Below are 24,196 nucleotides of genomic sequence, written 5' to 3'. Positions count from 1 at the left end.
TGACAATATGGCCGCTCCTGATCACGACCGCGGGGCCCGGCAGGCCCGGGGCCCGCGGCGACGGCCAAGGGAAGGGGCAGGCATGGAATCGCTCAGCAGGAGGCGCGCCCTCGCACTCGGCGGCGGCGCCGCACTGGGCACGGCGGGCGTCCTGGCCGGTGCGGCGGGAGCGGGCACCGCGGCCGCCGGGAACAGGGGCACCCGTCCCGCGCGGGCCCGGGCCGCCGGCGCCTGGCACCGCCTGGTGGTGGTCACCGCCAACATCGGCCGCGAGCACCTCGCCGAACGCGAGCGGGCCATCCGCGACGTACGCCACGCGGTGACCGTCGACGGCGCGCTCGCCCAGCCCCTGGTGGGCTGGCAGGAGATCGGCGAGGGGGACGCCGACGGCAAGGAGGCCGGATTCATCGGCAAGCACTTCGGCGGCGCCTACCGCAACCTCTTCGTCGGCGACAAGACCGCCTCCCGCGTCCCGATCTCCGTCCCGACCGCCTTCAACGTCACCGCCCACCGCGTCACCTGGGCCCACGGCGGCAAGGCCCATGTCTCCCCGCACCGCGTCCTCACCGAGGCGGTACTGGAGCTCGCGGCGGACCCCCAGGTGAAGTTCGTCTTCGCCAACACCCACTACGTCGCCGGGGCCTGGAACGGCAAGGAGGACCCCGCCGAGGCCTGGCGCGACAAGATGTGGCAGCAGCACTTCACCGCGCACCGCGACAAGGTCCTCGCCCACTGGCACGCCCAGGGTTACCCGGTGATCTGGACCGGCGACGTCAACCGCACCCCGCTGCCCCTGCTCGTCCCCGGCCAGGAGAAGCGCGCCTTCGCCAAGGGCATCGACCAGATCGCCTGGCTCCCCGGCACCAACGGCACCGAGCTGCGGCTGAACCGCACCGCGAGCGTCCCGATGCACGTCGACGGACACGACGCCCGCGTCGCGATCATGCAGATCCGCCACGCCTGAGGCCCAGGGCCCGCCCCCGGCCCGCTGAGCCTGCACGCACCGCCCGGCCGTGCGACGGTGAAGAGCGACAGGCGCGCGGCCGGGGGCGCGTGCGCGGCGCCCGCACCGGTGCGCCGCGTCCGCCGCCCGGTCCGCGCCCGCTGTCCGCGAGGGGCCACGCCGGTGCGCGGCAGCCCGTGTGCGCAGGCACGTACCGGGCACCCGTACGCGCGCAGGCGACCGCCCGTACGACCGGAAGGGCTGAGGACATGGTGGACATCGGCTACACGATGATGACCGAGCAGGCCGGGCCGCGGGACCTTGTCGCGCACCTGGTCCGCGCCGAGCAGGCCGGTTTCGACTTCTCCGTCACCTCCGACCACTACTCGCCCTGGCTCGCCGAGCAGGGGCACGCCCCCTACGCCTGGAGCGTCCTCGGCGCCGCCGCGCAGGCGACCACCCGCATCCCGCTGATGACGTACGTGACCTGCCCGACCACCCGCTACCACCCGGCCGTCGTCGCGCAGAAGGCGGCCACCGTGCACCTGCTCAGCGAGGGGCGCTTCCGGCTCGGCCTCGGCTCGGGCGAGAACCTCAACGAGCATGTGGTGGGCGGCGGTTGGCCCGGCGTCGTGGAGCGGCAGGAGAAGCTCGCCGAGGCGGTGCAGATCATCCGGCAGCTCTTCGAGGGCGGCACCCTCAACCACCACGGCCCCCACTTCGACGTGGAGTCCGCGACCCTCTGGGACCGCCCCGCCGACCCGCCCCCGATCGGCATCGCGGTCTCCGGCAACGCCTCCTGCGAACTCGCCGGGGAACTCGCCGACCTGCTGATCGCCACCGAGCCGAAGCCCGAACTCGTCGCCGCCTTCGACCGCTTCGGCGGCGAGGGCAAACCGCGGGTGGGCCAGCTCCCGGTCTGCTACGACCCCGACCGGGACACCGCGGTCAAGCGCGCCCACGCGCAGTTCCGCTGGTTCGGCGGCGGCTGGAAGGTCAACTCCGAACTGCCCACCACCGAGGCCTTCGCGGGCGCCACCCAGTTCGTCCGCGAGGAGGACGTGGCCGCCTCCATCCCCTGCGGCCACCGTACGGAGGACTTCGTGACCGCGGTGCGCCCCTATGTGGAGGCCGGGTTCACCGAGGTCGCCCTCGTCCAGATCGGCGGTGAGAGCCAGCCCGCCTTCCTCGACTGGGCGGAACGCGAGCTGCTGCCCGCGCTGCACGCCCTCTGAGCCCGTGGCCACCCGGCGCGCCGCCCCCGCCCGCTCGCGGCAGACTGGGGGACAGGTGCGCACCGGCCCCGGAGAGATGGCATGAGCAGTCGTCGGCCCGTCCCGCCCCCGGCGCCGTTCGAGGGCGCGGTGGTGGCGGTCCTCGACGCGCGGGGCCGCTTCACCCATGTCACCGAGGCGGCGGCCCGGCTGCTCGGCCGAAGCAGCGCCGAGCTGACCGGAACCGCGGCCCGCGCCCTGGTCCTGCCGCATCCGCCCGGGGCGCGCCCGAGCCCCGTGCCCGGCGGCCGGTGGCTCCGGCTGCGGCGCCGCGGCGGGCGGCCCGCCGAGGTCTGGGTGCGCCCGCTGCCGCTCTCCGGGGAGCGGGGCGCCCTCCTCGCCCTCGGCGTGCCCGAGGAGGAGATGGAGCGCTGGGGCGCCGCCACCGCGCTCGGCCGGGCGGTGCTCGGCCAGGACCGCTGGCAGACCGCCGTCCACGACCTCGACCTGCGGGTACGCCACGCCAGCCCCGCCGCCCTGCGGGCCGGACGGATCGGCCCGGACGGCCGCGACCCGCTCGTCGACACCCCCTGCCTGGACGGCACCGGCACCGCGGGCGAACTGCTGCGGCAGGTCATCGACAGCGGTGAGCCCCTGGTGGACACCGCCGGTGTGCTGCGGGCGCGCACCCCGGGCGAGAACGACCGCTTCGTCTCCCTCACGGCGGTCCGCCTGGACGGGCTCGACGGGCGGCCCACCGGCGTCTTCACCTCCCTGGTCGACGTCACCGAGCGCTACCGCTCCCGCAAGCGCCTCGACCTGGTCTACCGCGCCTCCCGCAATCTCGGCGCCTCCCTCGACATCGAGCAGACCGCCCGCGACCTGGTCGACCTCCTGGTGCCGGGCTTCGCGGACCTCGCGAGCGTGGAGATCGTCGAGAACATGGCCCAGGGCGCCGAGCCGCCGCCCGGCGCCATCGGCACCGAGATCAGGGTCCGGCGCACCGCCGCCAAGAGCGCCACCGGGAGCTGGCCCGCGGACCAGCGGGGGATCGGTGCCCCGCTGCCGCGGCTGCCCACCGGGCCGGACTTCCGCCGCATGGAGAACGGCGAGGCGCTGATCACCCGCAGCCGCGCCGAGCACCTCGCCCTGCTCGGCGGCGGACCCGAGGCCGCCTCGATCACCCCCGAGGACCTGCACACCGCGATGGGCGCGGTCCTCCTCGCCCGCGGCCGGCTGCTCGGCTACGTCCAGGTGCAGCGCACCCACACCCCCTTCGTCTACGACGAGGAGGACGCCGAGCTGCTCCTGGAGATCGTGGCGCGGGCCGCCCTCAGCATGGACAACGCCCGCCGCTACACCCGCGAGCACAATCTGGCCGTACTCCTCCAGAAGAGCCTGCTGCCGCCGCTCGCCACCAGCTCCGCCGCGGCCGAGACCGTCGGCAGGTACCTGCCCGCGGGCGGGGGCGCCAGTGTCGGCGGCGACTGGTTCGACGCGCTGCCGCTGTCCTCGCTGCGTACGGCCTTCGTCCTCGGCGATGTGATCGGGCACGGGCTGAACGCCGCCGCCACCATGGCCCGGGTGCGCACCGCCGTGCAGACCCTCGCCGACCTCGACCTGCCACCGGGCGAACTCCTCGTCCGCCTCGACGACCTGGTCGTCCGCATCGCCGAGGAGGCCGAGCACTCCGACACCGTGGGAGCCTCCTGCCTCTACGCGGTGTACGACCCGGTCACCGGTCACTGCCGGATGGCGAGCGCCGGGCACCCCGCCCCCGCGGTGCTGCGGCCGGACGGCACGGTCCAGCTGGTCGAGGTCGAACCGGGCCCCACCCTCGGCGTCGGCGGCATGCCCTTCGCGCAGACCGAGGTCGAACTCCCCGAGGGCAGCGTGCTCGTGCTGTACAGCGACGGCTTCACCGACGACGGCCACGGCGGCCGGTCCGCGGGCGAGGAGCTGTGCGCACGGATCGCCCGGGCCGGGCGGCCGGGACGCCCGCTCCAGGAGACCGCGGACGCACTCCTCGCCCCCGTACGCGCGGCGCCGGGGCGGCAGGACGATGTGACGCTGCTCCTCGCCCGCACCCGCCGGGTACCCGGACGGGACGTCGCCTCCTGGCAGTTCCCGCCGGAACCCGCGGCGGTCGCGGACGCCCGCGAGGCGGCGCTCGGCCGGCTCACCGACTGGGGGCTCGACGCGCTGGCCTTCAGCACCGAACTCGTGGTCAGCGAACTGGTCACCAACGCCATCCGCTACGCCGCAGGCCCGGTCGCGCTGCGGCTCATCCGCGACCGGGTGCTGATCTGCGAGGTCGGCGACTCCAGCGAGAGCCAGCCGAGGCTGCGCCAGGCACGCAGCACCGACGAGGGCGGCCGCGGGCTCTTCCTGGTCGCCCAGCTCACCAACCGCTGGGGCAGCCGCTACGGAGACGCCGGCAAGACCATCTGGACCGAACAGGCCCTCGGCGGCACCGGGGAGACGGCGGCCGAGGGCCTGTGGGGCGACGTGGGAGACCTCGAAGGGCTGGAGGGCGAGCCGGGTGAGTCCGGTACGGGTGACCTGGAAGAGCCTGGCGGTTCCGGCGGCGACGTACGGCCCTGACCCCCTGCGTTGGGAGATACGGGAGTCACCTCCGCGCGCCCCGGGGGGTGCCGGGGCGCGGGCTCACCGGCAGAGCAGGGGGCCGAGCGGCAGGTCGAGGATCGTGGTGCAGCGGCGTTCCGAGGGCCGGGGCTTCGGCTCCCGCTCGCCCTCGTCCTCGCGGGGGCCGGGCGAACTCGGCCTGGCGTGCGGCGTGTCGTCCCCCGCGCCGCCACCCGGGGCGCTGCTCGGACCGCTCGCCGCCGGCTCCTCCTGGGCGGGGCCTCCCGCGTCCGTGCCCTGCTGGGCGGGGGCGGACGGCCCGGGAGGGGGCGGCGCGGTGTCCGCTCCGTTCCGCTCCTGTGCGGCGCCGGTGTCCTGGTCCCGGGCGGGCTCCGAGGGGCGCGGATCGCGGGGCGAGGGAGACGGGGAGGCCTGGCCCTCGGCGGGCGGCGTCCAGGGGCGGGTGGCCACCGAGGGGGAGTGGTCCGGCTTCGGCGTCAGGGCCCAGGACAGCACCCCCACCAGGCAGGCGCACAGGGCGAGTCCGAGGACGAACCAGACCCGGCGCCGCGCACCGAACCAGGCGCCCATCCGCTCCCGCTTCTCCTGCGCCACATAGCGCCGGAAGAGGAAGCGCACCAGGGCGCTGGTCAACTGCCAGAGGATCAGGACGACACCGAACAGCGGCAGCAGCAGGAGGAGGATCTGCACCAGGGCGGAGAGCACCCCGAGCACCGGGTTGCCGCCGCTGAGCGCCCCGCCCGCGAGGTCGCTGGTGGACTGCCAGGCGGCCCCGGTCCACTGGGGCAGCCGGGTCACCACGATGCCCAACTGAACGGCGATGGCGGGCAGTACGGTGAGCACCCAGGCGGTCACCACGATCTGCGGCCACTTCTTCAGCGCGTCGAGGCGCGCGTCCGCGGGCTTGCGCAGCACCGCGCGGCGCAGGATCGGCCCGATGTACTTGAACAGGTCCGGGATGCCGACCAGGTCGGAGACGATGTAGTAGCCGTCGAAGCGCAGCGTGGGCAGCAGCTGCTGGGCCATCTCCAGGTTGGTGAAGAGGATCGCCGCGAGGATCACCGGCGAACCGGTCTGCAGATAGAGCAGGATCAGTCCGCAGATGAAGATGCCGTTGAAGTAGACACCGCCGAGGTCGCACCGCAGCCGTCCCGCCCGCCCGAGCCGGTAGGAGTTGGTGACATCGGTGTAGAAGGCGGGCCACACCAGGTAGATGCCGCAGCCCATGACGCCGGGTTTGACCTTGCTGTACCGGCAGGCCGCGGCGTGCCCGCACTCGTGGAAGGCGGCCGAGGCCAGCGTCAGGAGGACCACGATCAGCACCGAGTTGGGCTTGGCCATGGTGGTCGCGACCGCGCCGCCGACGTTCTGGCTCATGAAGACCCAGACCTCGCCGACCATCACGGTGGCGACCACGGCCATCAGGACCAGCGGCTGGAAGAGCCAGGCGAAGAGGCCGCTGATGAACCAGGTGGCCCGCTCGGAGAGCACGGCCTTGCGGAAGCGCAGGGCCAGAAAGCTGTTGGCGGTGGGGATGTCGGGCGGCGAGCCGTCGCTGTAGCGGGCGATCCCGAGCGGGGCGAGCTTCTTGTCGATCAGATAGGCGATGTGCTCGGCGGTGAAGGCCCGTCCGGTGGCCTGGCTGAGCTGCGCCGCCACCCTCGCCATGGCGGCCTGCCCGTCGCGGGGCTTTCGCGCCCCGGCGGACTCCAGCTCCGCGAGCAGCTTGGTCGCCTGGTAGAGCAGCGGGGGCAGGTGGATGACCTGGCCGTCGTAGCGGTGTACGAGGTGCGGCGGGACGCGGTATCCGGATCCCGCGAACTCGCCCACCAGTTCGGTGCCTTCGGTGAGCCTCGGTACGGCCCAGGCGGTGAGCTGAGCGGTCTGGTCCGGGGGGCTGGACACTCGCGTATTGATGACGATCTCCAACGGTGGGCTGTCACAGGCGCCGGCGAGGGCATCGGGCGCGAAGGCTCGACAGGGCGAACGATCCGGCCCCCGCGCCGGTTACGCCCGCCGCCCGGGGGTGCCGTCACGGACGGGCCGGGACGGCGCGGCTCAGGTGCCGGGCCCTGAGAACGCCACGGGGGCCGGGAGCCGGGCGGTCAGTTGCTCACGACGGCGGCGGGCACACAGGTCATGCTGCTGCTGGGCCCTTGGCCGAGTCCGAGCGAGCCGATGAGTCCGGGGGTGCCCTGGGTGGTGGTCGCCTGGCAGGCGTAGGCGACGGTGGTGTTGCCGCCTCCGCCCTGGGGGCTCGCACCGGGCTGGGGGCCGCCTCCGGTTTGGGGGCCGCCTCCGCCCTGACCGTTGTCCTGGGGCTGGCTGACATCGTGACTGCGGTTGCCGAAGGTCACGTCGACGAGCGAGAGCAGCATGCGCGGTGGCAGCAACTCCCCGTCGAGGGACGCGAGTTCCCGGTAACTGACGGCGGTCATGTGGTGTTCCTTTTTCCGGTGGGTCGCGACGCGGGGACCGGGGGCGCGGGAAGTCCCGTGACGGCGGATCGGGCACGGTGCGCCGGGACCCGGTCCGGATCCGCGGGGGCGCCGTACCGCGGTCCGCCGTGAGCCGGACGGCAGGCGTGGGCCCCGGTCCCTATGGGACCGGGGAAGGCCCGGCGTCGCCGCCGTGCCTTCCCCGGTTTCAAAGGAACTGTCAGTACGTCGCGAGCGAGGTCGGGACGCAGGTCAGGCTGGCGCTCGGGTTGTTGGAGCCCAGGCCGAGGGCGCCCACGAGACCGGGGGTGCCGTGGACCTGCTGCGCCTGGCACGCCGACGAGGAGATGGCGCCGTGGTTGCCGCTGTCGCCACCGCCCAGCGCGACAGCGCTGGAGCTGGAGCCGCCGCCGTCGTGGCCACCGGCGTTGTTGAACGGAACAACGGTGGACAGAACAGCGCGCTCGGGCAGCAGCTCGCCGGTGAGACCGTCAAGCTCCTCGAAGGTGATCGCGTTCATTGTTTTCCTTTCGTGGGTCCCGGGCGGCTTGCCCCGCCCGAGGGTGTGACGCCTGGTGAACGCGAGTAAATGCGGGCTGGTCACGGTCGTTCACTCTTGCGCGCATCATTGCTGGTCAGGGGAGTTCATGGATGCGTCAGTATTGCCTCGACATGAAGCATCTGATGATCCGACAATTTTCGGAAGTTAATTTGGCAACGAAATGTCCGGGTGAGCTTGGACGGACGGTGACGCCGGGGTGCGGTGAATTCCCGGAAACCGAATTCGAGCCCCGGGAACGGGCAGGTGAATTCGGCGCGTAATACCGGCACGAAATTCTCCGTTCTCCTCGCTCCGCGCCCCCAGGGCCCTGTCCTCGCCCGGCCCGCCGCTCAGGCCACCTCGTCGACGGGCGGCGCCGCGGGCTCGGGGACCTTGACGGCACCCGCGTACTGTGCGGCCTGGATCTCGTACAGCGCGCGGAAGGCGCCGGGACCGGCGGACTCGGCGGAGAGCAGTTCCTCGAAGGTGCCGCTCTCGACCACCCGGCCGTCCTCCAGGACGTGGATGAGGTCCGCCGCCCGTACCGAGCCCAGGCGGTGGGTGATGAGGATGACGGTCTGGCCGGCGTCCGCGAGGGCGCGGATCTGCTCGAAGAGCTGCTGTTCGGCCCGGGCGTCGAGGGCGGAGGTGGGCTCGTCGACGATGAGCACGTCCCCGGCGCGGTAGTGGGCGCGGGCCAGACCCAGGCGCTGCCACTGCCCGCCGGAGAGCTGGTGGCCGCCCTTGTACCCGCGGGCCAGCAGGGTGTTCCAGCCCCGCGGCAGTCCGCTCACCAGCTCCTCGGCGCCCGCGTAGGCGGCCGCCGTGCCGAGCCGCTGCGGGTCGGGCGCGGTGTCGGGCCGGCCGATGCCCACGTTCACGGACGCGGTGAACGGCCAGCGGTAGAAGTCCTGTCCGACGACGGCGATCCGGGAGACCAGCTCCTGCCGGTCGGCCTCCCTGGCGTCGGTGCCGTCCCACAGGATGCGACCCGAGTCCGGCTGGTAGAGCCCGCTGAGCAGTTTGACGAGGGTGCTCTTGCCGCTGCCGTTCTCCCCGACGAGGGCGACGACCTTCCCGGTGGGGATGGTCAGGCTGGCCCCGTCCAGCGCGCGGGAGTTGTCCTTGCCCCGGTAGGTGAAGGAGACCTGCTCGAAGCGGATGGCGGCGGGCCGCGCGGGCAGGGAGCACCCGCCGACCGGGATGGCCCGCTGCTCGGCCTCCGCGCAGAGCCGGAACAGGTCGGCCACGAACAGGCTCTCCTCGTGGCAGTGGTTGAGCTGGACGACCAGGCTGTCGAGGCTGGCGGCGCCGGTCCGGATGGCGAGGACGGCGGTGCCGCCCACCGAGAGCGCCATGGCGCCGGTCCACAGCAGGGTGGCGAGGGTGGCGTAGGCGGCGAGGGCCGCGACTCCGCTGAAGGCCGCGGCGATCAGGCCGGTACGGGCGGCCAGGTGGGCCAGCCGTTTCTGCTCCGTCTCCTGGGTCTGCGACATGGCCCGGAAGTGGTGCAGCAGGAAGGGTCCGACCTGGTGCACCCGGATCTCCGGGGCGGCGTCGGTGGAGATCAGCAGGCGGCTGAGCAGCTGCCCGGCCCGTGAGTGCTGCACCCAGGTGTGGAAGGAGTGGTACCGCCGCCGTGCGATGGTCAGCGCGGCCCAGGCGCTGGGCAGCGTCATGGCGAGCAGGATCGGCAGCAGCACCGGGTGCAGGACGGTGAGCACCCCGGTGGCGGCGATCAGCGAGAGCAGCGCGTTGATGAGGTTCTGGCAGTACTTGATCATGCGGCGGGCCGAACTGGCCCCGAAGGCGGCGCTGTCCAGGAGCTTGTGGAACTCCTCGTCCTCGACCGCCTCCAGCTCGACGTTGGCGGTGTGCGCGAGGTACTTCTCGGTCGCCACCCGCTCGACCTTGGGCTCCAACTGCCCCGTACCCGCGGTGGACAGGGCCCGCAGGGCGGCGCCCGCCACGGCGGTCAGCCCGGCGACGGCGAGCGCGGGCCCCGCGGCGCCGAGGCGTTCGGCGGTGGTGCCCTCGCCCAGGAGGTGGGCGAGGACCCGGTTGACCGCGACCAGCCCCACGGCCTGCGCGATCCCGCGTCCGACCTCCGCCGCGGTCACCAGGCGCAGGGCGTTCCGGTCGGCCTGCCAGGCCAGCCGCGCGGTGGTGGCGAGCATGGACGGCAGGCGGGTGACCATGGCGCGTAAACCGAGTTGGAGGAAGGCGTCCTCGTGCTTGCTCCAGCCGAGGTCGTAGCGCAAGGGGCCGCCGAACAGGAGCTGTTCGGACTCGGAGGTCCCGGGGTCGGGGCGGTGCGGGGGCGGCGGGGGCTGGGTGGGCATGACGTCTCCGGTTCACGTGCGAGCGGGCAGGCCGAGCGGACGCCGTGGGTGAGCGGCGAGTAGCTCTGCGTGAGAACCGAGCATGCCAGCCACCACTGACAACGGGCCCTGGCCGCGGCCGCCCCGCCGGACATGCCCGCCCGGAGCGGCCTGGGCGGGCCGGTCCGCACCCGCCTGAACAGGGCACTTCCGCCCAAGGTCGAGCGCCGGCAGGGCAGTCGAGAGGGCCGGTGCCCGCGGAGTCGGATCGGGCGGGAGGGAGAACCCCGAGAAGAATCCGGCTGTGCATCTATTGCACAGCCAGTGCGCTCTGCGTACCTTGAGGATTCGCGCCGCTCGTTCAGGGACGTACGGGCAGCCCGGAGGACCAGGAGCCGCAGTGTTCGATCACGCCACCCGCCCAGCCGACGACCAGGGCATCCCGGAGCAGGCGATCCGCAAGGTGCGCCGCCGCATCCTGCCGGTGATCGTCCTCCTGTACTTCATCGCGTACCTGGACCGGAACAACGTCGGATTCGCCCGCGCGGGACTGGAGGAGGACCTCGGCCTGAGCGATGCCGCCTACGGGCTCGGGGCCGGGATCTTCTTCATCGGCTATGTGCTGATGGAGGTCCCCAGCAACGCGGGCATGTACCGCTACGGCGCCCGCCGCTGGATCGCCCGCATCCTCGTCAGCTGGGGGATCATGGCGGTGGCGATGGCCTTCGTGCGGGGCGAGGCCTCCTTCCATGTGATCCGCTTCCTGCTCGGTGCCGCGGAGGCCGGCTTCTTCCCCGCCGTGCTCTTCTACTTCACGCTCTGGTTCCCGGTGGCGCAGCGGGTCGCCGCGCTCGGCGTCTTCGTCCTCGCGCAGCCGGTGGCGAACGCCCTGGGCGCCCCCTTCTCCGGGCTGCTGCTCAACCTCGACGGGGCCCTGGGCCTCCAGGGCTGGCAGTGGGTCTTCCTCGTCGAGGGCGCCCCCGCGGTGCTGCTCGGACTGCTCGCCCCGCTGCTGCTCACCGACCGGCCCGCCGAGGCGCGCTGGCTGAGCGAACCCGAACGCGACTGGCTGACCCGCACCCTGGACGCCGAGGCCGCGGCCACCCCCGCCGCGGGCCGCACCGGATTCCTCGCGGGCCTGAAGGACCGCAGGTCCCTGGTGTACGGAGCGCTCAACTTCGGCATGGTGTGCGGCATCTACGGCCTCGGCCTCTGGCTGCCGACCATCGTCGACGCCATCGGCGGCTACAGCAGCACCCAGCTGGGCCTGATCACAATGATCCCGTACGCGGTCTCCGTGCCCTGCGTCTACTACTGGAGCAGGCGCGCCGACCGCACCGGCCGCCGCGCCTGGCACGCGAGCGTCAGCCTGGTGCTCGCCGCGGTCGGTCTGGTGGGGGCGGCCTTCCTGCTCGCCGTGAGCCCGGTGGCCGCGCTCGCCTCCCTCTCCCTGGCCGCGATCGGCATCTACGCGGCCGTCGCCCCCTTCCTCGCGATGCCCTCCGCGGCACTCGCGGGCGCCGCCGCGGCGGCCGGACTCGGCCTGGTCAACGCGCTCGGCAATGTCGGCGGCTTCGTCGCCCCCTATGCCGTCGGCCTGATCAAGAGCGGTACCGGCGACCTGCGCATCGCCCTGGTGGCCCTGGCCGCCTGCCTCGCCGTCACCGGGCTCCTCGTCCACCGCTTCGCGGCCTCGCGCCCCGAGGGCACCGCCGCCCCGCGCATACCCGCCGCCGACCGCCCCGCGACCCGTACGGCGGTCCGGCGCTGAGCGCACCCGACCGCGGCGCATGACCGCGGCCTTCCACCCGACCCCACCCTCACCCCTGGGAGAACCCGACATGACACGGCAGTTGGCCGACCGGACCGCGCTGATCACCGGCGGCGGCATCGGCATCGGACAGGGCATCGCCCTCGCCTACGCCCGGGCCGGTGCGCGTATCGCCCTCACCTACCGCAGCCACGAGCCCTCGGCAGAGTTCCTGGACGCCCTCGCCGAGGCCTCCGGCCGCCCCGCCCTGGCGCTCGCCGCCGACGCCACCTCCGAGACCGAGGTCGCCCAGACCGTCCGCACCGTACGGGAGGAGACCGGCGGCCTGGACATCCTGGTGAACAACGTCGGGGGCCTGGTGCAGCGCGCCACGATAGGCGAACTCGACCTGAAGCTCTGGCACCGGATCCTGGCGGTGAACCTGGACAGCATGTTCCTCTTCACCCAGCGGGCCGTGCCGCTGATGACCGCCGGGGCGGGACGCGTCATCAACATCGCCTCGCTCGCCGGACGCAACGGCGGCCACCCCGGGGCCCTCGCCTACGCGACCTCGAAGGCCGCGGTCTTCGGCTTCACCCGGAGCCTCGCGAAGGAGCTGGCCCCGCGCGGCATCACGGTGAACGCGCTCGCCCCCGGCTTCATCGAGGCCACCCCCTTCCACGACACCTTCACCACGGAGGCCTCCAAGCGGGAGACGCTCACCACCATTCCGGCGGGCCGGGCGGGTACCCCCGAGGACGTGGCGGGGCCCGCACTGTGGCTGGCCTCCGCCGACTCCGGGTATGTCACCGGGACGGTGGTGGACGTCAACGGCGGCCAGTACTTCGGCTGAGGGGCCCGGACGGGCCCGTACGCAGACGGGTCGGGGACGGGTGGCGCACTAGAATGGCGCCAGGGCGCGGGGCTTCAGGAGGCATGGTGGCGCAGACGGTCAGCAGGGCGATCGAGGTGCTGGAATTCTGCAGCCGGCGGCCCCGTGAACTCCGCGAGATCTCCGAGCTGTGGGGGGTGCACCGGACCACGGCGCTGCGGCTCGTGCAGACCCTCATCGCGGGGGGCCTGATCCGCAAGGACGAGCGCGGCCGCTACGGCGTCGGCTTCCGGCTCGCCGCGCTGGCCGAATCGGCGCTGGAGCAGTTCGACCTGCGGACCGTGGTGCACCCGCACATCGTCGAACTCAGCGAACGGGTGGGCCAGACCGTCCAGTTCGCGGTCCCGCAGGGCGATCACCTGGTCTATGTGGACAAGATCGAGCCGCCCAGCTCGATCCGGCTGAACACCCGCATCGGCGGGTACGCCACCGTGCACACGGCCGGGGTCAGCAAGGCCTATCTCGCGCACGTGCCCAGCGCGGTACGCGAACGCATCCTCGCCGGGGCGGACTTCGAGAAGTACACGGACACCACGCTGACCAGCAGGACCGCCTTCGAGGAACGCCTCATCGAGGTCGCCCGGCAGGGCTGGGCCTATGACGACGGCGAGTACGAGACCCTGTCCAACTGCATCGCGGCACCGGTCTGGGACCACTCCGGCTCGGCGGCGGGCGGCATCTCCATCACCGCCATCAAGACGCAGTCCGACCTGGGGGAGCTGCGCAAGCTGCTGCCCACGCTCCTGGAGACCACCGAGGTCATCTCCAGGGAACTCGGCTGGCTCCCGCCCGAACCGTCCGAGCCCGCCGCCGACCCTTCCTGAACGGGCGGCCGACCGGCCCCGATGACGTACGCCCCGGAACTCCCTCTCCGGTAAAGGCCCTTCCGCCCCACCTTTCGAAGGCGCCGGTATCAGGTCATTCACGCCTACGGCCGCTGCGGCGGACAGCAGGGCGAACGTCCAGGCCGGCGGCCGGTCGCCCTCTTCGGCTGGGACAACACCGTCATCAAGAACGACATCGGCGACGCGCCCGTCGGCGCCGAGCAGCAGGTCGGTTCGGAACGGGTCACCGCCTGGGTGCGGTACTGCGCCCAGCAGCGCGAGTTGATCCGTACGCTGCGGGCCGCCCGCTTCGAGGTCTGGATCGTCTCCGCCTCTCCGGAGCCGGTGATCGAGGCCTGGACCGGAGCGGTGGGTGTCCCCGACTCCCGCACCGTGGGCATCCGGAGCCTGGCCCGGCACGGGAAGCTCACCCCGCGTCTGCGCGCCTGCGGCTCGGTGCGCCGGGAAGCGTACGGTCCCTGAGCGGTCGGGGCCTCGTGGCGGGGTGGAGGAGCCCCTCGGGAACGCCGACGCGCGGCACCCCCCACAAGGGTGCCGCGCGTTGGGGTCCTGCTGTTGTTCGGGTGTCGCCGAGGTCGGTGTCCGGGAGTGGTTGCCGGGGTGGTTATTTGACGGCGCCGGCGGTGAGGCCTTGGACGACTTGGCGTTGGAAGATGATGTAGGCGGCCAGGACGGGGAGCATGGCCATGACCAGGCCGGCGAAGAGTCCGGACCAGTCGCCTCGATAACCCTGGGAGACGGCGAGTTCGACCAGTCCTTGGGACAGGACGCGGCGGTCGGGGTCGTTGTTCAGGACGGTGGGCAGCATGTACTGGTTCCACTGCCCCAGGAAGTTGAAGATGCCCACGCTGATGATGCCGGGTTTGGCCATCGGGAGCATGATCTGGAAGAAGGTGCGGGTGTGGGAGGCACCGTCGACGAACGCGGCCTCGGCGACCGAGGAGGGCAGCGTGCGAAAGAACGCGGTCAGGAAGAACACGGTGAACGGCAGGGAGTAGGCGATGTAGGCCAGGACCAGGCCGTGCAGGGTGTTGAGCAGGGCGAGGTTGTTCATCACATAGAACAACGGGACCAGGGCGAGCATGATCGGGAAGCTCATGCCGCCGACGAAGAGGTAGTACAGGAACTGGCGTCCGGGGAACTCGAAGCGGGCCAGGACATAGGCGACCATCGAGCCCAGCACGAGGGTGCCGACCAGCGAGCAGGCCACCACCATGATGGTGTTGAGGAAGTACTCGCCCATATGGGCCTGGCCCCAGGCACGCGACCAGTTGTCGAAGTGGAGCCGGTCGGGCAGGGACCAGGGCGAGGCGAAGATGTCGTTGTCCGACTTGAACGAGGTCATCACCGCCCACGCCAGCGGCAGCACGACCAGGATCGCCCACAGGATCAGGATGCCGTGGGAGAACACGTTCAGCACCCCGCCGCCCACACCCCCACCCCGCTTGCCGGCAGGACCGGCGACCGCAGGTGGTGTCTTCAGCGGGTCCTTGCCCACGGTGCCGGTGGTGGTGACGGCGCCCGGTGCGGCAGGCAGACCAGGCACATCCGGCGCACCCGAGGCGCCCGGGGTGTCGGGGTTGGGGTTGGGGGTGTCGGTGGTCTTCACGTCAGAACTCCAGCCGCTCGCGTCGGCCCAGTCGCATCACCACGGCTGCGAAGAGCAGCGTGACCAGCAGCAGGGCGACACCGATCGTGGTGGCATAGGCGGCCTGACCGCCCACGAACGCCTTTTGATACACGTACAACGGCAGCACCGTGGTCGAGTCCGCCGGACCACCCGGGCCCACCGTCATGATCTGCACCGCCGCGAACGCCTCCGCGCCCAGAGCCAGGATGCCCATGTAGACCCAGCCCGACTGGACCGTGTCCCACAGCAACGGCAGCGTGATCTTGAAGAACGTCGTGACCCGTGAGGCCCCGTCCAGCAGCGCCGCCTCGTAGAAGTCCTTCGGGATCGAGGCCATCCCCGCGGAGAACAGGACCACGAAGAACCCCACCGTGCTCCACACCAGCACCGCCATCACACACCACAACGCCAGATCCGGATCCCCCAGCCAGTTCGGCCGGTCCGCGACCCCGAACGCCTCCAACGCCCCGTTGATCGCCCCCTGACGCGGGTCGTAGGCGAACTGGAACAACAACGCCACGATCACGATCGACAACACCTGCGGGAAGAAATACGCGATCTTGTAGAACCCCGCACCCCGCACACCCCCCACCGCCGCGTCCTTACGACGCCGGCCGCCCACATTCAGCATGTAGGCGAAGAACAACGCCAAAGACAGTGTCACCAGCGGCAGCAACAGCGCGAACAGCACACTGTGCTGCAACGACTTCCAGAACACCGCGTCATCGAGCATCTTGCCGTAGTTCCGGAAACCCACCATCGAGAAATCGGAACTCAACCCCGTCCAGTCCGTGAACGAGTAATAGATCGCCTGGATGAACGGCCAGATGACGAAGACGGCATACAAGGCCAGTGGAGCAACCAAAAACCCCACAATGAAACGGTACTTACCATGCTGCATGATCTACCGGTCCTGGTCTCTACGCGATAGCCGCCGCTGGGGACACATACACACTGCCGAGTTCTCGCCTTCTCCTGGACGTGAGCGGGACCGGGCGCCGCTGGTCCGCCACGGCGGTACGAGCGGGTCAGCTGAGCGGGGCTGAGAGACCCGGGACGTCACGCGGGCGCACCTGTTCGCGCGTCACTGGAGGCGACACCCTCGACTAGGCCCGACATTGGTATAGACCTATTAGGCCCGTGGGTGCAAGAGTCTGTGCGCTTTGTTACGTCACGGTGTCCTCGACGGGTCGACCGCGGAACGCTCTGCCCGGCGCCGGTCCGGCCGTCCCGGGACGGTGTCACGTACACCAATATGACCGATGCGCGCGGCGGTCGGGGTGCCGGGGGCGGGTTCCGGCCTCCGGGTGTTCGCGGCTCGGCGCCTCACCGGCCTCGGTGGCTCTCGTCGGATCGGGCCTCGGTGGGGATGCTTTCCGGCATAACGGGCGGGCAAAGAAGCGGCGGCTTGGCGGAGTTCGGGTGGTTCGGGCCGGGTGGATGTATTGACAATAGGTGTAGACCAATTCACGGTGGTGCTCGTCCCCCTCTCGGCTCGGGGCTCGCGTCCCCGTGGCCGGATCCATACCGCCCGCTCGCCCGCACCTCCCCCCCCCGCGTGCGGTCGCCGTAAGGCCTCACCCCCCACAACAGCCTTCGGAGTAACGCTCATGAAGCTCTGGTCGTCCCTGAGACCGCTCCTCGCGGGCCTGGTGCTCGCGGCCCCGCTCGCCGTGATCCCGGCCATGGAGTCCGCCGCCGCGGGTGCGGCGCCCGGAGGCCGGTCCGCCGAGGTCAACGAGGCCCCGCCGGGCGTCGTCCCCGCGCTCCAGGACTGGCAGGGCGGCACCGGCAGGCTCGCCCTCGGCGACCGGAGCCGGATCGTCGTCCCCGCCGGTGCCTCCGCGCCGGTGCGCCGACTGGCCCGCCAAGTGGCCCGGGAGGCAGCCGAGTTGACCCCGCTGAAGCTGCGCGTGGCCACCGGGAGCCCGAGGCCGGGGGACATCTCCCTGCGCCTCGATCCACGGGCCGAGCTGGGTGCCGTCAAGCCCGCGCTGCGCCCCGAGGCGTACCGGATGACCGTGCGCGAGGACCGGGTGGAGCTGGTGGCCGCCGCGGACAAGGGCGCCTACTACGCGAGCCGCACCCTGCTGCAGAGCCTGCTCGGTTCCCCGGACCACCGGAGCCTGCCGGTGGGCACCGCCGTGGACTTCCCGGACTACGCGGTACGCGGCTTCATGCTGGACGTCGGGCGGCGCTTCTTCACCCCGGAGTTCATCGAGTCCTATCTGCACTGGATGGGCTGGCTGAAGATGAACACCCTCCAACTGCACCTGAACGACAACGAGATCAAGCCGGAGGGCGGCGACTGGTCGAAGGCGCAGTCCGCCTTCCGGCTCGCCACCGACAACCCCGAGTTCAGGGGGCTCGCGGCCACCGACGGCGCGTACAGCCGGGCCGACTGGGACTCCTTCGAGGACACCGCGGCCGCGAACGGGGTCACCCTGGTCCCCGAGATCGACGCCCCCGCGCACGCCCGCTCCTTCATCGCCTTCAAGCCCGAACTCGGCCTGAACGGCGGCAACTCCGACCATCTCGACCTGGGCAAACCGGCCACCACGGAGTTCATGAAGTCGGTCTACCGCGAGTTCACACCCTGGTTCCGCGGACCGGCCGTGCACATCGGCGCCGACGAGTACCCGAAGGAGTACGTCGACGACTACCGCGGCTACGTCAACACCATCGCCCCGTATGTGCGCGGCCTCGGCAAGCAGGTCGGCGCCTGGGGCAGCTTCGGCGTGATGTCCGGCGGGGGCGAGGGCTACGACAAGGAGCTGACCCTCAACAGCTGGAACAACGAGTGGTACGGGCCGAAGGCCGCCACCGCCGACGGCTACGACGTGATCAACTCCAATGACGCGCTGCTGTACGTCGTGCCGTACGCGGACTACTACCACGGCCAGGGACTCGACGGCCGCTGGATCTTCTCCGAGTGGGCCCCGCACGTCTTCGGCGAGGGGCAGGATCTCCCGGCCCAGGACCCGAGGCTGCTGGGTGCCATGCCCGCCGTCTGGAACGACCTGGTGCACGCCGACTACACCGAACTCGACGTGCACCGCCTGGTGGAGAAGAGCTTCGCCACCCTCGCCCAGAAGATGTGGTCGCCGCGGGCCGCCGGCAGCGACTACTCCGCCTTCCTCGACAGGCTCGCGACGGTCGGCCAGGGCCCCGGCACCGGTTATCTGCCGGACACCCGGCCCGAGTAGGGCCGACCGGGCAGGGCCGCCCAGCAGGGCTGCGGCCCCGCCCGGCCCGCCGCGCGCGAGCGGGCGGGCGGGCGGGCAGGGGCCGCAGGACGTCGTCAGGACTCCAGTGACGTCATCACGTGCTTGACGCGGGTGTAGTCCTCGAAGCCGTAGGCGGAGAGGTCCTTGCCGTAGCCGGATTGCTTGAAGCCGCCGTGCGGCATCTCGGCGACCAGCGGGATATGGGTGTTGATCCACACGCAGCCGAAGTCCAGAGCCCGGGCCATGCGCATGGCGCGGGCGTGGTCGCGGGTCCAGACCGAGGAGGCGAGCGCGTACGCGACGCCGTTGGCGTACGCGAGGGCCTGCTCCTCGTCGGTGAAGCGCTGCACGGTGATCACCGGCCCGAAGACCTCCTGCTGGACCATCTCGTCCTCCTGCCGCAGCCCGGAGACCACGGTCGGGGCGTAGAAGTAGCCCCGCGTGCCGACCCGGTGGCCGCCGGTCTCGACGACGGCGTGCTCCGGCAGCCGGTCCACGAAGCCGCTCACGCGCTCCAGTTGGGCGAGGTTGTTGAGCGGCCCGTAGAGCACGCCCTCCTCGTCGGGCGCGCCGGTGCGCACCTCGGCGGCGCGGTCGCGCAGGGCGCCGAGGAACTCCTCGTAGACGCTGTCCTGGACGAGGACGCGGGTGGCGGCCGTGCAGTCCTGGCCCGCGTTGAAGAAGCCCGCCGTGGCGATCTCCCCGGCGGCCTTGGCGAGGTCGGCGTCGGCGAAGACGACCACGGGGGCCTTGCCGCCCAGCTCCAGGTGGAGGCGCTTGAGGCCGGGCGCCGAGTCGGCGGCCACCTCGCGTCCCGCGCGCACCGAGCCGGTGACCGAGACCATGGCCGGGGTGGGGTGCGCGACCATCGCCCGGCCCGTGTCGCGGTCGCCGCACAGGACGTTGAGGACGCCGTCCGGCAGGAACTCCCCGGCGATCCGGGCGAGCAGCAGGGTGGCGGCCGGGGTGGTGTCGGAGGGCTTGAGGACCACGGTGTTGCCCGCGGCGAGGGCGGGCGCGAACTTCCAGACGGCCATCATCAGGGGGTAGTTCCAGGGGGCGATCTGGGCGCAGACCCCGACCGGCTCCCGGCGCACCATCGAGGTCAGCCCGCTCTGGTACTCACCGGCCGCGCGCCCCTCCAGGAGCCGGGCGGCACCGGCGAAGAAGCGGATCTGGTCGACCATGGCGGGCAGTTCCTCGCTCGCCGTCAGCGCCGGCGGCTTGCCGGTGTCCTTGCTCTCGGCCGCGACGAGTTCCGCCGCCCTCGCCTCCACGGCGTCCGCGACGGCGAGCAGCGCCCTCTGCCGCTCGGCGGGCGTGGTGTCGCGCCAGCCGGGAAAGGCCCGCGCCGCCGCGCGCATCGCCGCGTCGACATCGGCGGGCCCGGAGAGCGGGGCCGTGGCATAGGCCTCCCCGGTCACCGGGTCGAGGATCTCGCTCGTACGCCCGTCGGCGGCGTCCCGGAACTGGCCGCCGAGGTAGTTGCGCAGGCTCCGGAGCTCGTTCATGGGTCTCCTCGGGATGTGGTTCGTCTGACGGCCGGTCCGGTCTCCCGTGTGCTGGTCCGCCCGTGTCCGGCGCACCGGATCTCCTACGGGTGACGCCGGGGTCCGGCTTCCGGGGAACGTACCTTATCCGCATCCGATCTGCGCTCTAGCGACTGATTCAGTTCTCATCAAAGGCTGATGCGACGGAATCGGTGGAGAGCGGCTTGCGGTCGGCGGTGCCGCTGAGGCACCCTGTGGGCGTGGCAGACCGCACGCAGAACCGCGACCGGAACCGAGACCTGGGGACCCGATGAGCACCGCGCAGACACATGCCCGAACCGACCTGTCAGCCCGCGCGTACGACCACCTGTGGATGCACTTCACCCGCATGTCCGCGTACGAGAAGTCGCCGGTGCCCGTGATCGTGCGCGGTGAGGGGGTGCACCTCTGGGACGAGCAGGGCCGGCGCTACCTCGACGGGCTTGCCGGGCTCTTCGTCGTCCAGGCCGGGCACGGGCGCCGGGAGCTGGCCGAGGTGGCCGCGAAGCAGGCCTCCGAGCTGGCGTTCTTCCCCGTGTGGTCCTATGCGCACCCCAAGGCCGTGGAGCTGGCCGAGCGGCTCGCGCACCATGCGCCCGGCGATCTGAACAAGGTCTTCTTCACCACCGGCGGCGGCGAGGCGGTGGAGACCGCCTGGAAGCTGGCGAAGCAGTACCACAAGCTCACCGGCAACCCGGGCAAGTACAAGGTGATCTCGCGGGCGGTCGCCTACCACGGCACCCCCCAGGGCGCCCTGTCGATCACCGGCCTGCCCGGGCTCAAGGCCCCCTTCGAGCCGCTGGTGCCCGGGGCGCACAAGGTGCCCAACACCAATATCTACCGGGCCCCCGTGCACGGCGACGATCCGGAGGCCTTCGGCCGCTGGGCCGCCGACCAGATCGAGCAGGAGATCCTCTTCGAGGGGGCCGAGACGGTGGCCGCGGTCTTCCTGGAGCCGGTGCAGAACGCGGGCGGCTGCTTCCCGCCGCCGCCCGGTTACTTCGCGCGGGTGCGCGAGATCTGCGACCGCCACGGGGTGCTGCTCGTCTCGGACGAGGTCATCTGCGCCTTCGGGCGCCTCGGCACCGTCTTCGCCTGCGACAAATTCGGCTACGTCCCCGACATCATCACCTGCGCCAAGGGCATGACCTCCGGCTACTCGCCGATCGGTGCCGCGGTGGTCTCCGACCGCATCGCCGCCCCCTTCTACGAGGGCGACACCATGTTCCTGCACGGCTACACCTTCGGCGGGCACCCCGTCTCCGCGGCCGTCGCCCTCGCCAACCTCGACCTCTTCGAGCGCGAGGGCCTGTGCCGGCACGTCCTCGACCACGAGGACGCCTTCGCCCGCACCCTCGGAAAGCTGCGCGACCTGCCGATCGTCGGCGACGTCCGCGGCAACGGCTTCTTCCACGGCATCGAGCTCGTCAAGGACAAGGCCACCAAGGAGACCTTCACCGAGGAGGAGTCCGAGCGGATCCTCTACGGCTTCGTCTCCCGGAAGCTCTACGAGAACGGCCTCTACTGCCGGGCCGACGACCGCGGCGACCCGGTCATCCAGCTCTCCCCGCCGCTCATCGCCGACCAGTCCGTCTTCGAGGAGATGGAGCAGATCATCCGCGCCGTGCTCACGGAGGCCTGGACCTTGATCTGAGGTGCGCTCCGGGGCCCCGGCGGCGGGTCTCTCAGCTCGCCGGTGGCGGTGGCTCTTCGAAGCCGCCGTGCCGCCCGCTGCCGTCCGCGAACCTGGCCGCCCCCGCCAAGGTGTCGGCGGCCAGGGAGACTTCGCCGTGCCGCCACTCCGCGGCGAGCGCCTCCGGCAGCGGGAGCGTCTGCTGCTCGTAGAGGGAGAGCCGGTCCTGGCGCAGGCAGGTCTGCGGGAAGCGGGCCAGCCGACCGGCGAGGTCGAGGGCCTCGTCGAGGGCGGCGCCCGGGGCGCTGACCCGGTTGGCCAGGCCCATGCGCAGGGCCTCCTCGGCCCCGACCGGGCGGCCGGTGAGGATCATGTCGAGCGCGTGCGACTGGCCGATCAGGCGCGGCAGCCGGACCGTGCCGCCGTCGATCAGCGGCACCCCCCAGCGGCGGCAGAACACCCCGAACACCGCCCCCGGGTCGGCCACCCGGAGGTCGGCCCAGAGGGCGAGTTCGAGTCCGCCCGCGACCGCGTACCCCTCGACCGCCGCGATCACCGGCTTGCCGAGCAGCATCCTCGTCGGGCCCATGCCCGCCGGGCCCTCACCCGGCGGGCCGACCACCGCCTCGCCGCGGGCCACCGCCTTGAGGTCGGCGCCCGCGCAGAAGTTCCCGCCCCGTCCGTGCAGGACCGCGACCGCCGCCTCGGGATCGGCGTCGAACTCCGCGAAGGCCTCGGTGAGCGCGGCGGCGTGCGCGGCGTCCACGGCATTGCGCACCTCGGGCCGGTCGAGGCCGATCACCGCGACCGGCCCGTGCCGCTCGACCACCACGGTCATACGAGGCCTCCGTAGGCGTGCGGGGGAGTGGGACGGGGGTACGCGGAGCCTCTCACCGCTCGGCCAGTCCCGCACGGCCGAGGATCGCGCCGAGGTCCGCCGAGTGCGGCAGCGTCCCGAAGGCGTAGCCGCCGTCGCCGCCGAGGCGGGTGGCGCAGAAGGCGTCGGCGACGGCCGCGGGGGCGTGCCGGACCAGCAGGGAGCCCTGGAGGGCGAGCGCCATCAGCTCGACCAGGCGGCGGGCCCGGAGCTGGATGCCGTCCAGGTCGGCGAGTTCGGTGCCGAGCCGGGTGACCGCCGCGTCCAGCCGGGCGTCCGCGCCGCGGCTCAGGGCCAGTTCGTCGGTGAGCGCCTGGACGGCGGCCGGTTCCTTGGCCAGGGCGCGCAGCACATCGAGGGCGTTGACGTTCCCCGAGCCCTCCCAGACCGAGTTCAGCGGCGCCTCCCGGTACAGCCGCGGCATGCCGGAGTCCTCGACGTAGCCGTTGCCGCCCAGGCACTCCAGCGCCTCGGCGGTGAAGGCGGGCGCCCGCTTGGTCACCCAGTACTTGCCGATCGCGGTCGCCAGCCGCCGGAAGGCCTGCTCGCCCTCGTCGCCGCGCACCGCCCGGTCGGCCGCGCCCGCCAGGCGCAGGGTGAGCGCGGTGGCCGCCTCCGACTCCACGGCCAGATCGCCGAGGACATTGCGCATCAGGGGCTGGTCGATCAGGCGGGCCCCGAAGGCGGAGCGGTGCCGGGCGTGGTGCGCGGCCTCCACCAGCGCCTTGCGCATCAGCGAGGCCGAGCCCGCCACGCAGTCCAGGCGGGTGCAGTTGACCATGTCGATGATCGTCTTGACGCCCCGGCCCTCGGGTCCGACCCGCCAGGCGAGCGTCCCGTCGAACTCGGGCTCGGAGGAGGCGTTGGAGCGGTTGCCGAGCTTGTCCTTGAGGCGCTGGATGCGGAAGGTGTTCCGGCTGCCGTCGGGGAGCACCCGCGGCACCAGGAAGCAGGAGAGGCCGCCGGGCGCCTGGGCGAGGACCAGGAAGAGGTCGCACATCGGCGCCGAGGTGAACCACTTGTGCCCGCGCAGCCGGTAGAGCCCCTCCTCGCCCGCCGGTTCGGCGAGGGTGGTGTTGGTCCGCACATCGGAGCCGCCCTGCTTCTCCGTCATCCCCATGCCCGCGAGCAGCCCGCGCTTCTCCGTCGGCACCCGCAGCCCCGGGTCGTACACCCGGCTGGTCAGCAAGGGCTCGTAGACCGCGGCCAGTTCGGGCTGCTGGCGCAGCGCGGGGATCACGGCGTACGTCATCGCCGTCGGGCAGCCGTGCCCGGCCTCGGTGTGGCCCCAGACCAGCGCCCCGCCGTAGCGGGCCACATGGGCGCCGGGCCGGTCGTCGGCCCAGGCGGCCCCGGCGCCGCCCTCGGCCACGGCCACCCGCATCAGCTGGTGCCAGCTCTCGTGGAACTCGACCTCGTCGATCCGGTTGCCGTACCGGTCGTGGGTCCGCAGCACCGGCTCATGGGTGTTCGCCTGCTCCGCCCACCGCTGGGCCTCCGGGCTCCCGGCCAGCCGCCCCAGCCGGCGCACGTCCGGCACCGCCCAGGCGGCACCCTCGCGTTCCAGGCCCTCCAGGAGCGCGGCGTCCTCCGAGGCGTCGTACGGGGCGATCGGCGGCGGCTGGTTGGTGACCTCGTGCGTGTCGGGCCGCGCGGTGCTCAGTGGGGTGACCATGAGGCCAGTATTACGCTGACGATGCGACCGCAGCAAGACTGTAATGCCGACGGGTCGCACGCCCCTGCGGCTCG

General features: G+C 72.2%; 18 protein-coding genes. 9 read left to right on the top strand and 9 right to left on the bottom strand.

The window, feature by feature from the left end; genetic code table 11:
- The first annotated feature begins 82 nt into the window (after nt 1–82).
- From MID12_RS03430 to MID12_RS03420, 3 genes are all read left to right on the top strand, one after another.
- Nucleotides 83–964: a hypothetical protein gene (locus MID12_RS03430; RefSeq protein WP_263164792.1), complete on the top strand. Its 882-nt coding sequence runs from the start codon at nt 83–85 to the stop codon at nt 962–964.
- A gap of 248 nt (nt 965–1,212) precedes the next feature.
- Nucleotides 1,213–2,178, top strand: a complete 966-nt coding sequence (locus MID12_RS03425; RefSeq protein WP_040246630.1) for a TIGR03557 family F420-dependent LLM class oxidoreductase — start codon at nt 1,213–1,215, stop codon at nt 2,176–2,178.
- An 81-nt stretch (nt 2,179–2,259) separates the two neighbouring features.
- Nucleotides 2,260–4,761, top strand: coding sequence for a SpoIIE family protein phosphatase (locus MID12_RS03420; RefSeq protein WP_263164791.1), 2,502 nt, complete (start codon nt 2,260–2,262; stop codon nt 4,759–4,761).
- 63 nt (nt 4,762–4,824) lie between these two features.
- Here the strand turns inward: MID12_RS03420 and MID12_RS03415 are convergent, their stop codons facing one another.
- From MID12_RS03415 to MID12_RS03400, 4 genes are all read right to left on the bottom strand, one after another.
- Nucleotides 4,825–6,669, bottom strand: coding sequence for a hypothetical protein (locus MID12_RS03415; RefSeq protein WP_263164789.1), 1,845 nt, complete (start codon nt 6,667–6,669; stop codon nt 4,825–4,827).
- A gap of 200 nt (nt 6,670–6,869) precedes the next feature.
- Entirely contained in the window at nt 6,870–7,202 is a 333-nt protein-coding gene (locus MID12_RS03410; protein ID WP_263164787.1) for a hypothetical protein, read from the bottom strand.
- A 220-nt stretch (nt 7,203–7,422) separates the two neighbouring features.
- Complete coding sequence (locus MID12_RS03405) at nt 7,423–7,722, bottom strand: hypothetical protein (RefSeq protein WP_040246627.1); 300 nt, start codon at nt 7,720–7,722, stop codon at nt 7,423–7,425.
- A 371-nt stretch (nt 7,723–8,093) separates the two neighbouring features.
- On the bottom strand, nt 8,094–10,085 hold the full coding sequence (locus MID12_RS03400) for an ABC transporter ATP-binding protein (RefSeq protein ID WP_263164785.1): 1,992 nt from the start codon (nt 10,083–10,085) through the stop codon (nt 8,094–8,096).
- 379 nt (nt 10,086–10,464) lie between these two features.
- Between MID12_RS03400 and MID12_RS03395 the strand changes: the two genes are divergently transcribed.
- From MID12_RS03395 to MID12_RS03380, 4 genes are all read left to right on the top strand, one after another.
- Nucleotides 10,465–11,835 (top strand): MFS transporter, encoded by a 1,371-nt coding sequence (locus MID12_RS03395; RefSeq protein WP_205616926.1) that lies wholly within the window; start codon nt 10,465–10,467, stop codon nt 11,833–11,835.
- Nucleotides 11,836–11,905: 70 nt separating this feature from the next.
- Nucleotides 11,906–12,667 carry an SDR family NAD(P)-dependent oxidoreductase gene (locus MID12_RS03390; protein WP_263164782.1) on the top strand — a complete coding sequence of 254 codons (762 nt, stop codon included), beginning with the start codon at nt 11,906–11,908 and terminating at the stop codon, nt 12,665–12,667.
- A gap of 83 nt (nt 12,668–12,750) precedes the next feature.
- Nucleotides 12,751–13,530: an IclR family transcriptional regulator gene (locus MID12_RS03385; protein ID WP_237282646.1), complete on the top strand. Its 780-nt coding sequence runs from the start codon at nt 12,751–12,753 to the stop codon at nt 13,528–13,530.
- Nucleotides 13,531–13,785: 255 nt separating this feature from the next.
- Nucleotides 13,786–14,013: a hypothetical protein gene (locus MID12_RS03380; protein ID WP_263164780.1), complete on the top strand. Its 228-nt coding sequence runs from the start codon at nt 13,786–13,788 to the stop codon at nt 14,011–14,013.
- Between the two features lie 142 nt (nt 14,014–14,155).
- Here the strand turns inward: MID12_RS03380 and MID12_RS03375 are convergent, their stop codons facing one another.
- Both MID12_RS03375 and MID12_RS03370 read right to left on the bottom strand, forming a co-directional pair.
- Nucleotides 14,156–15,160, bottom strand: a complete 1,005-nt coding sequence (locus MID12_RS03375) for an ABC transporter permease subunit (protein WP_411576899.1) — start codon at nt 15,158–15,160, stop codon at nt 14,156–14,158.
- 1 nt (nt 15,161) lies between these two features.
- Nucleotides 15,162–16,082, bottom strand: a complete 921-nt coding sequence (locus MID12_RS03370) for a carbohydrate ABC transporter permease (protein ID WP_040246602.1) — start codon at nt 16,080–16,082, stop codon at nt 15,162–15,164.
- Nucleotides 16,083–16,791: 709 nt separating this feature from the next.
- On the opposite strand from MID12_RS03370, the gene MID12_RS03365 reads away from it, so the two are divergent.
- Entirely contained in the window at nt 16,792–18,387 is a 1,596-nt protein-coding gene (locus MID12_RS03365; RefSeq protein ID WP_263164778.1) for a family 20 glycosylhydrolase, read from the top strand.
- A 95-nt stretch (nt 18,388–18,482) separates the two neighbouring features.
- Here MID12_RS03365 and MID12_RS03360 read toward each other — a convergent pair whose 3' ends face one another.
- Nucleotides 18,483–19,919, bottom strand: coding sequence for a gamma-aminobutyraldehyde dehydrogenase (locus tag MID12_RS03360; protein ID WP_040246621.1), 1,437 nt, complete (start codon nt 19,917–19,919; stop codon nt 18,483–18,485).
- Between the two features lie 289 nt (nt 19,920–20,208).
- Between MID12_RS03360 and MID12_RS03355 the strand changes: the two genes are divergently transcribed.
- Complete coding sequence (locus MID12_RS03355; RefSeq protein ID WP_263164774.1) at nt 20,209–21,591, top strand: aspartate aminotransferase family protein; 1,383 nt, start codon at nt 20,209–20,211, stop codon at nt 21,589–21,591.
- Between the two features lie 31 nt (nt 21,592–21,622).
- On the opposite strand, the gene MID12_RS03350 is transcribed toward MID12_RS03355, so the two are convergent.
- The gene (locus MID12_RS03350) at nt 21,623–22,408 is read right to left on the bottom strand and encodes a crotonase/enoyl-CoA hydratase family protein (protein ID WP_263164772.1); all 786 of its coding nucleotides are present in this window, start codon (nt 22,406–22,408) and stop codon (nt 21,623–21,625) included.
- 52 nt (nt 22,409–22,460) lie between these two features.
- Entirely contained in the window at nt 22,461–24,122 is a 1,662-nt protein-coding gene (locus MID12_RS03345; protein ID WP_263164770.1) for an acyl-CoA dehydrogenase family protein, read from the bottom strand.
- Nucleotides 24,123–24,196 lie beyond the last annotated feature (74 nt).

Source organism: Streptomyces sp. SCSIO ZS0520 (genome assembly GCF_025643355.1).
GTDB classification, from domain to species: Bacteria; Actinomycetota; Actinomycetes; order Streptomycetales; family Streptomycetaceae; genus Streptomyces; species Streptomyces physcomitrii.
This window is presented reverse-complemented; position numbering and strand designations above follow the sequence as displayed.

Excerpts from the sequence above, each read along its gene's own strand:
- MID12_RS03430 (WP_263164792.1), top strand. The coding sequence starts at position 83 with ATGGAATCGCTCAGCAGGAGGCGCGCCCTCGCACTCGGCGGCGGCGCC.
- MID12_RS03425 (WP_040246630.1), top strand. The coding sequence starts at position 1,213 with ATGGTGGACATCGGCTACACGATGATGACCGAGCAGGCCGGGCCGCGG.
- MID12_RS03420 (WP_263164791.1), top strand. The coding sequence starts at position 2,260 with ATGAGCAGTCGTCGGCCCGTCCCGCCCCCGGCGCCGTTCGAGGGCGCG.
- MID12_RS03410 (WP_263164787.1), bottom strand. The coding sequence starts at position 7,202 with ATGACCGCCGTCAGTTACCGGGAACTCGCGTCCCTCGACGGGGAGTTG.
- MID12_RS03405 (WP_040246627.1), bottom strand. The coding sequence starts at position 7,722 with ATGAACGCGATCACCTTCGAGGAGCTTGACGGTCTCACCGGCGAGCTG.
- MID12_RS03400 (WP_263164785.1), bottom strand. The coding sequence starts at position 10,085 with ATGCCCACCCAGCCCCCGCCGCCCCCGCACCGCCCCGACCCCGGGACC.
- MID12_RS03390 (WP_263164782.1), top strand. The coding sequence starts at position 11,906 with ATGACACGGCAGTTGGCCGACCGGACCGCGCTGATCACCGGCGGCGGC.
- MID12_RS03385 (WP_237282646.1), top strand. The coding sequence starts at position 12,751 with ATGGTGGCGCAGACGGTCAGCAGGGCGATCGAGGTGCTGGAATTCTGC.
- MID12_RS03370 (WP_040246602.1), bottom strand. The coding sequence starts at position 16,082 with ATGCAGCATGGTAAGTACCGTTTCATTGTGGGGTTTTTGGTTGCTCCA.
- MID12_RS03365 (WP_263164778.1), top strand. The coding sequence starts at position 16,792 with ATGAAGCTCTGGTCGTCCCTGAGACCGCTCCTCGCGGGCCTGGTGCTC.
- MID12_RS03360 (WP_040246621.1), bottom strand. The coding sequence starts at position 19,919 with ATGAACGAGCTCCGGAGCCTGCGCAACTACCTCGGCGGCCAGTTCCGG.
- MID12_RS03355 (WP_263164774.1), top strand. The coding sequence starts at position 20,209 with ATGAGCACCGCGCAGACACATGCCCGAACCGACCTGTCAGCCCGCGCG.
- MID12_RS03350 (WP_263164772.1), bottom strand. The coding sequence starts at position 22,408 with ATGACCGTGGTGGTCGAGCGGCACGGGCCGGTCGCGGTGATCGGCCTC.
- MID12_RS03345 (WP_263164770.1), bottom strand. The coding sequence starts at position 24,122 with ATGGTCACCCCACTGAGCACCGCGCGGCCCGACACGCACGAGGTCACC.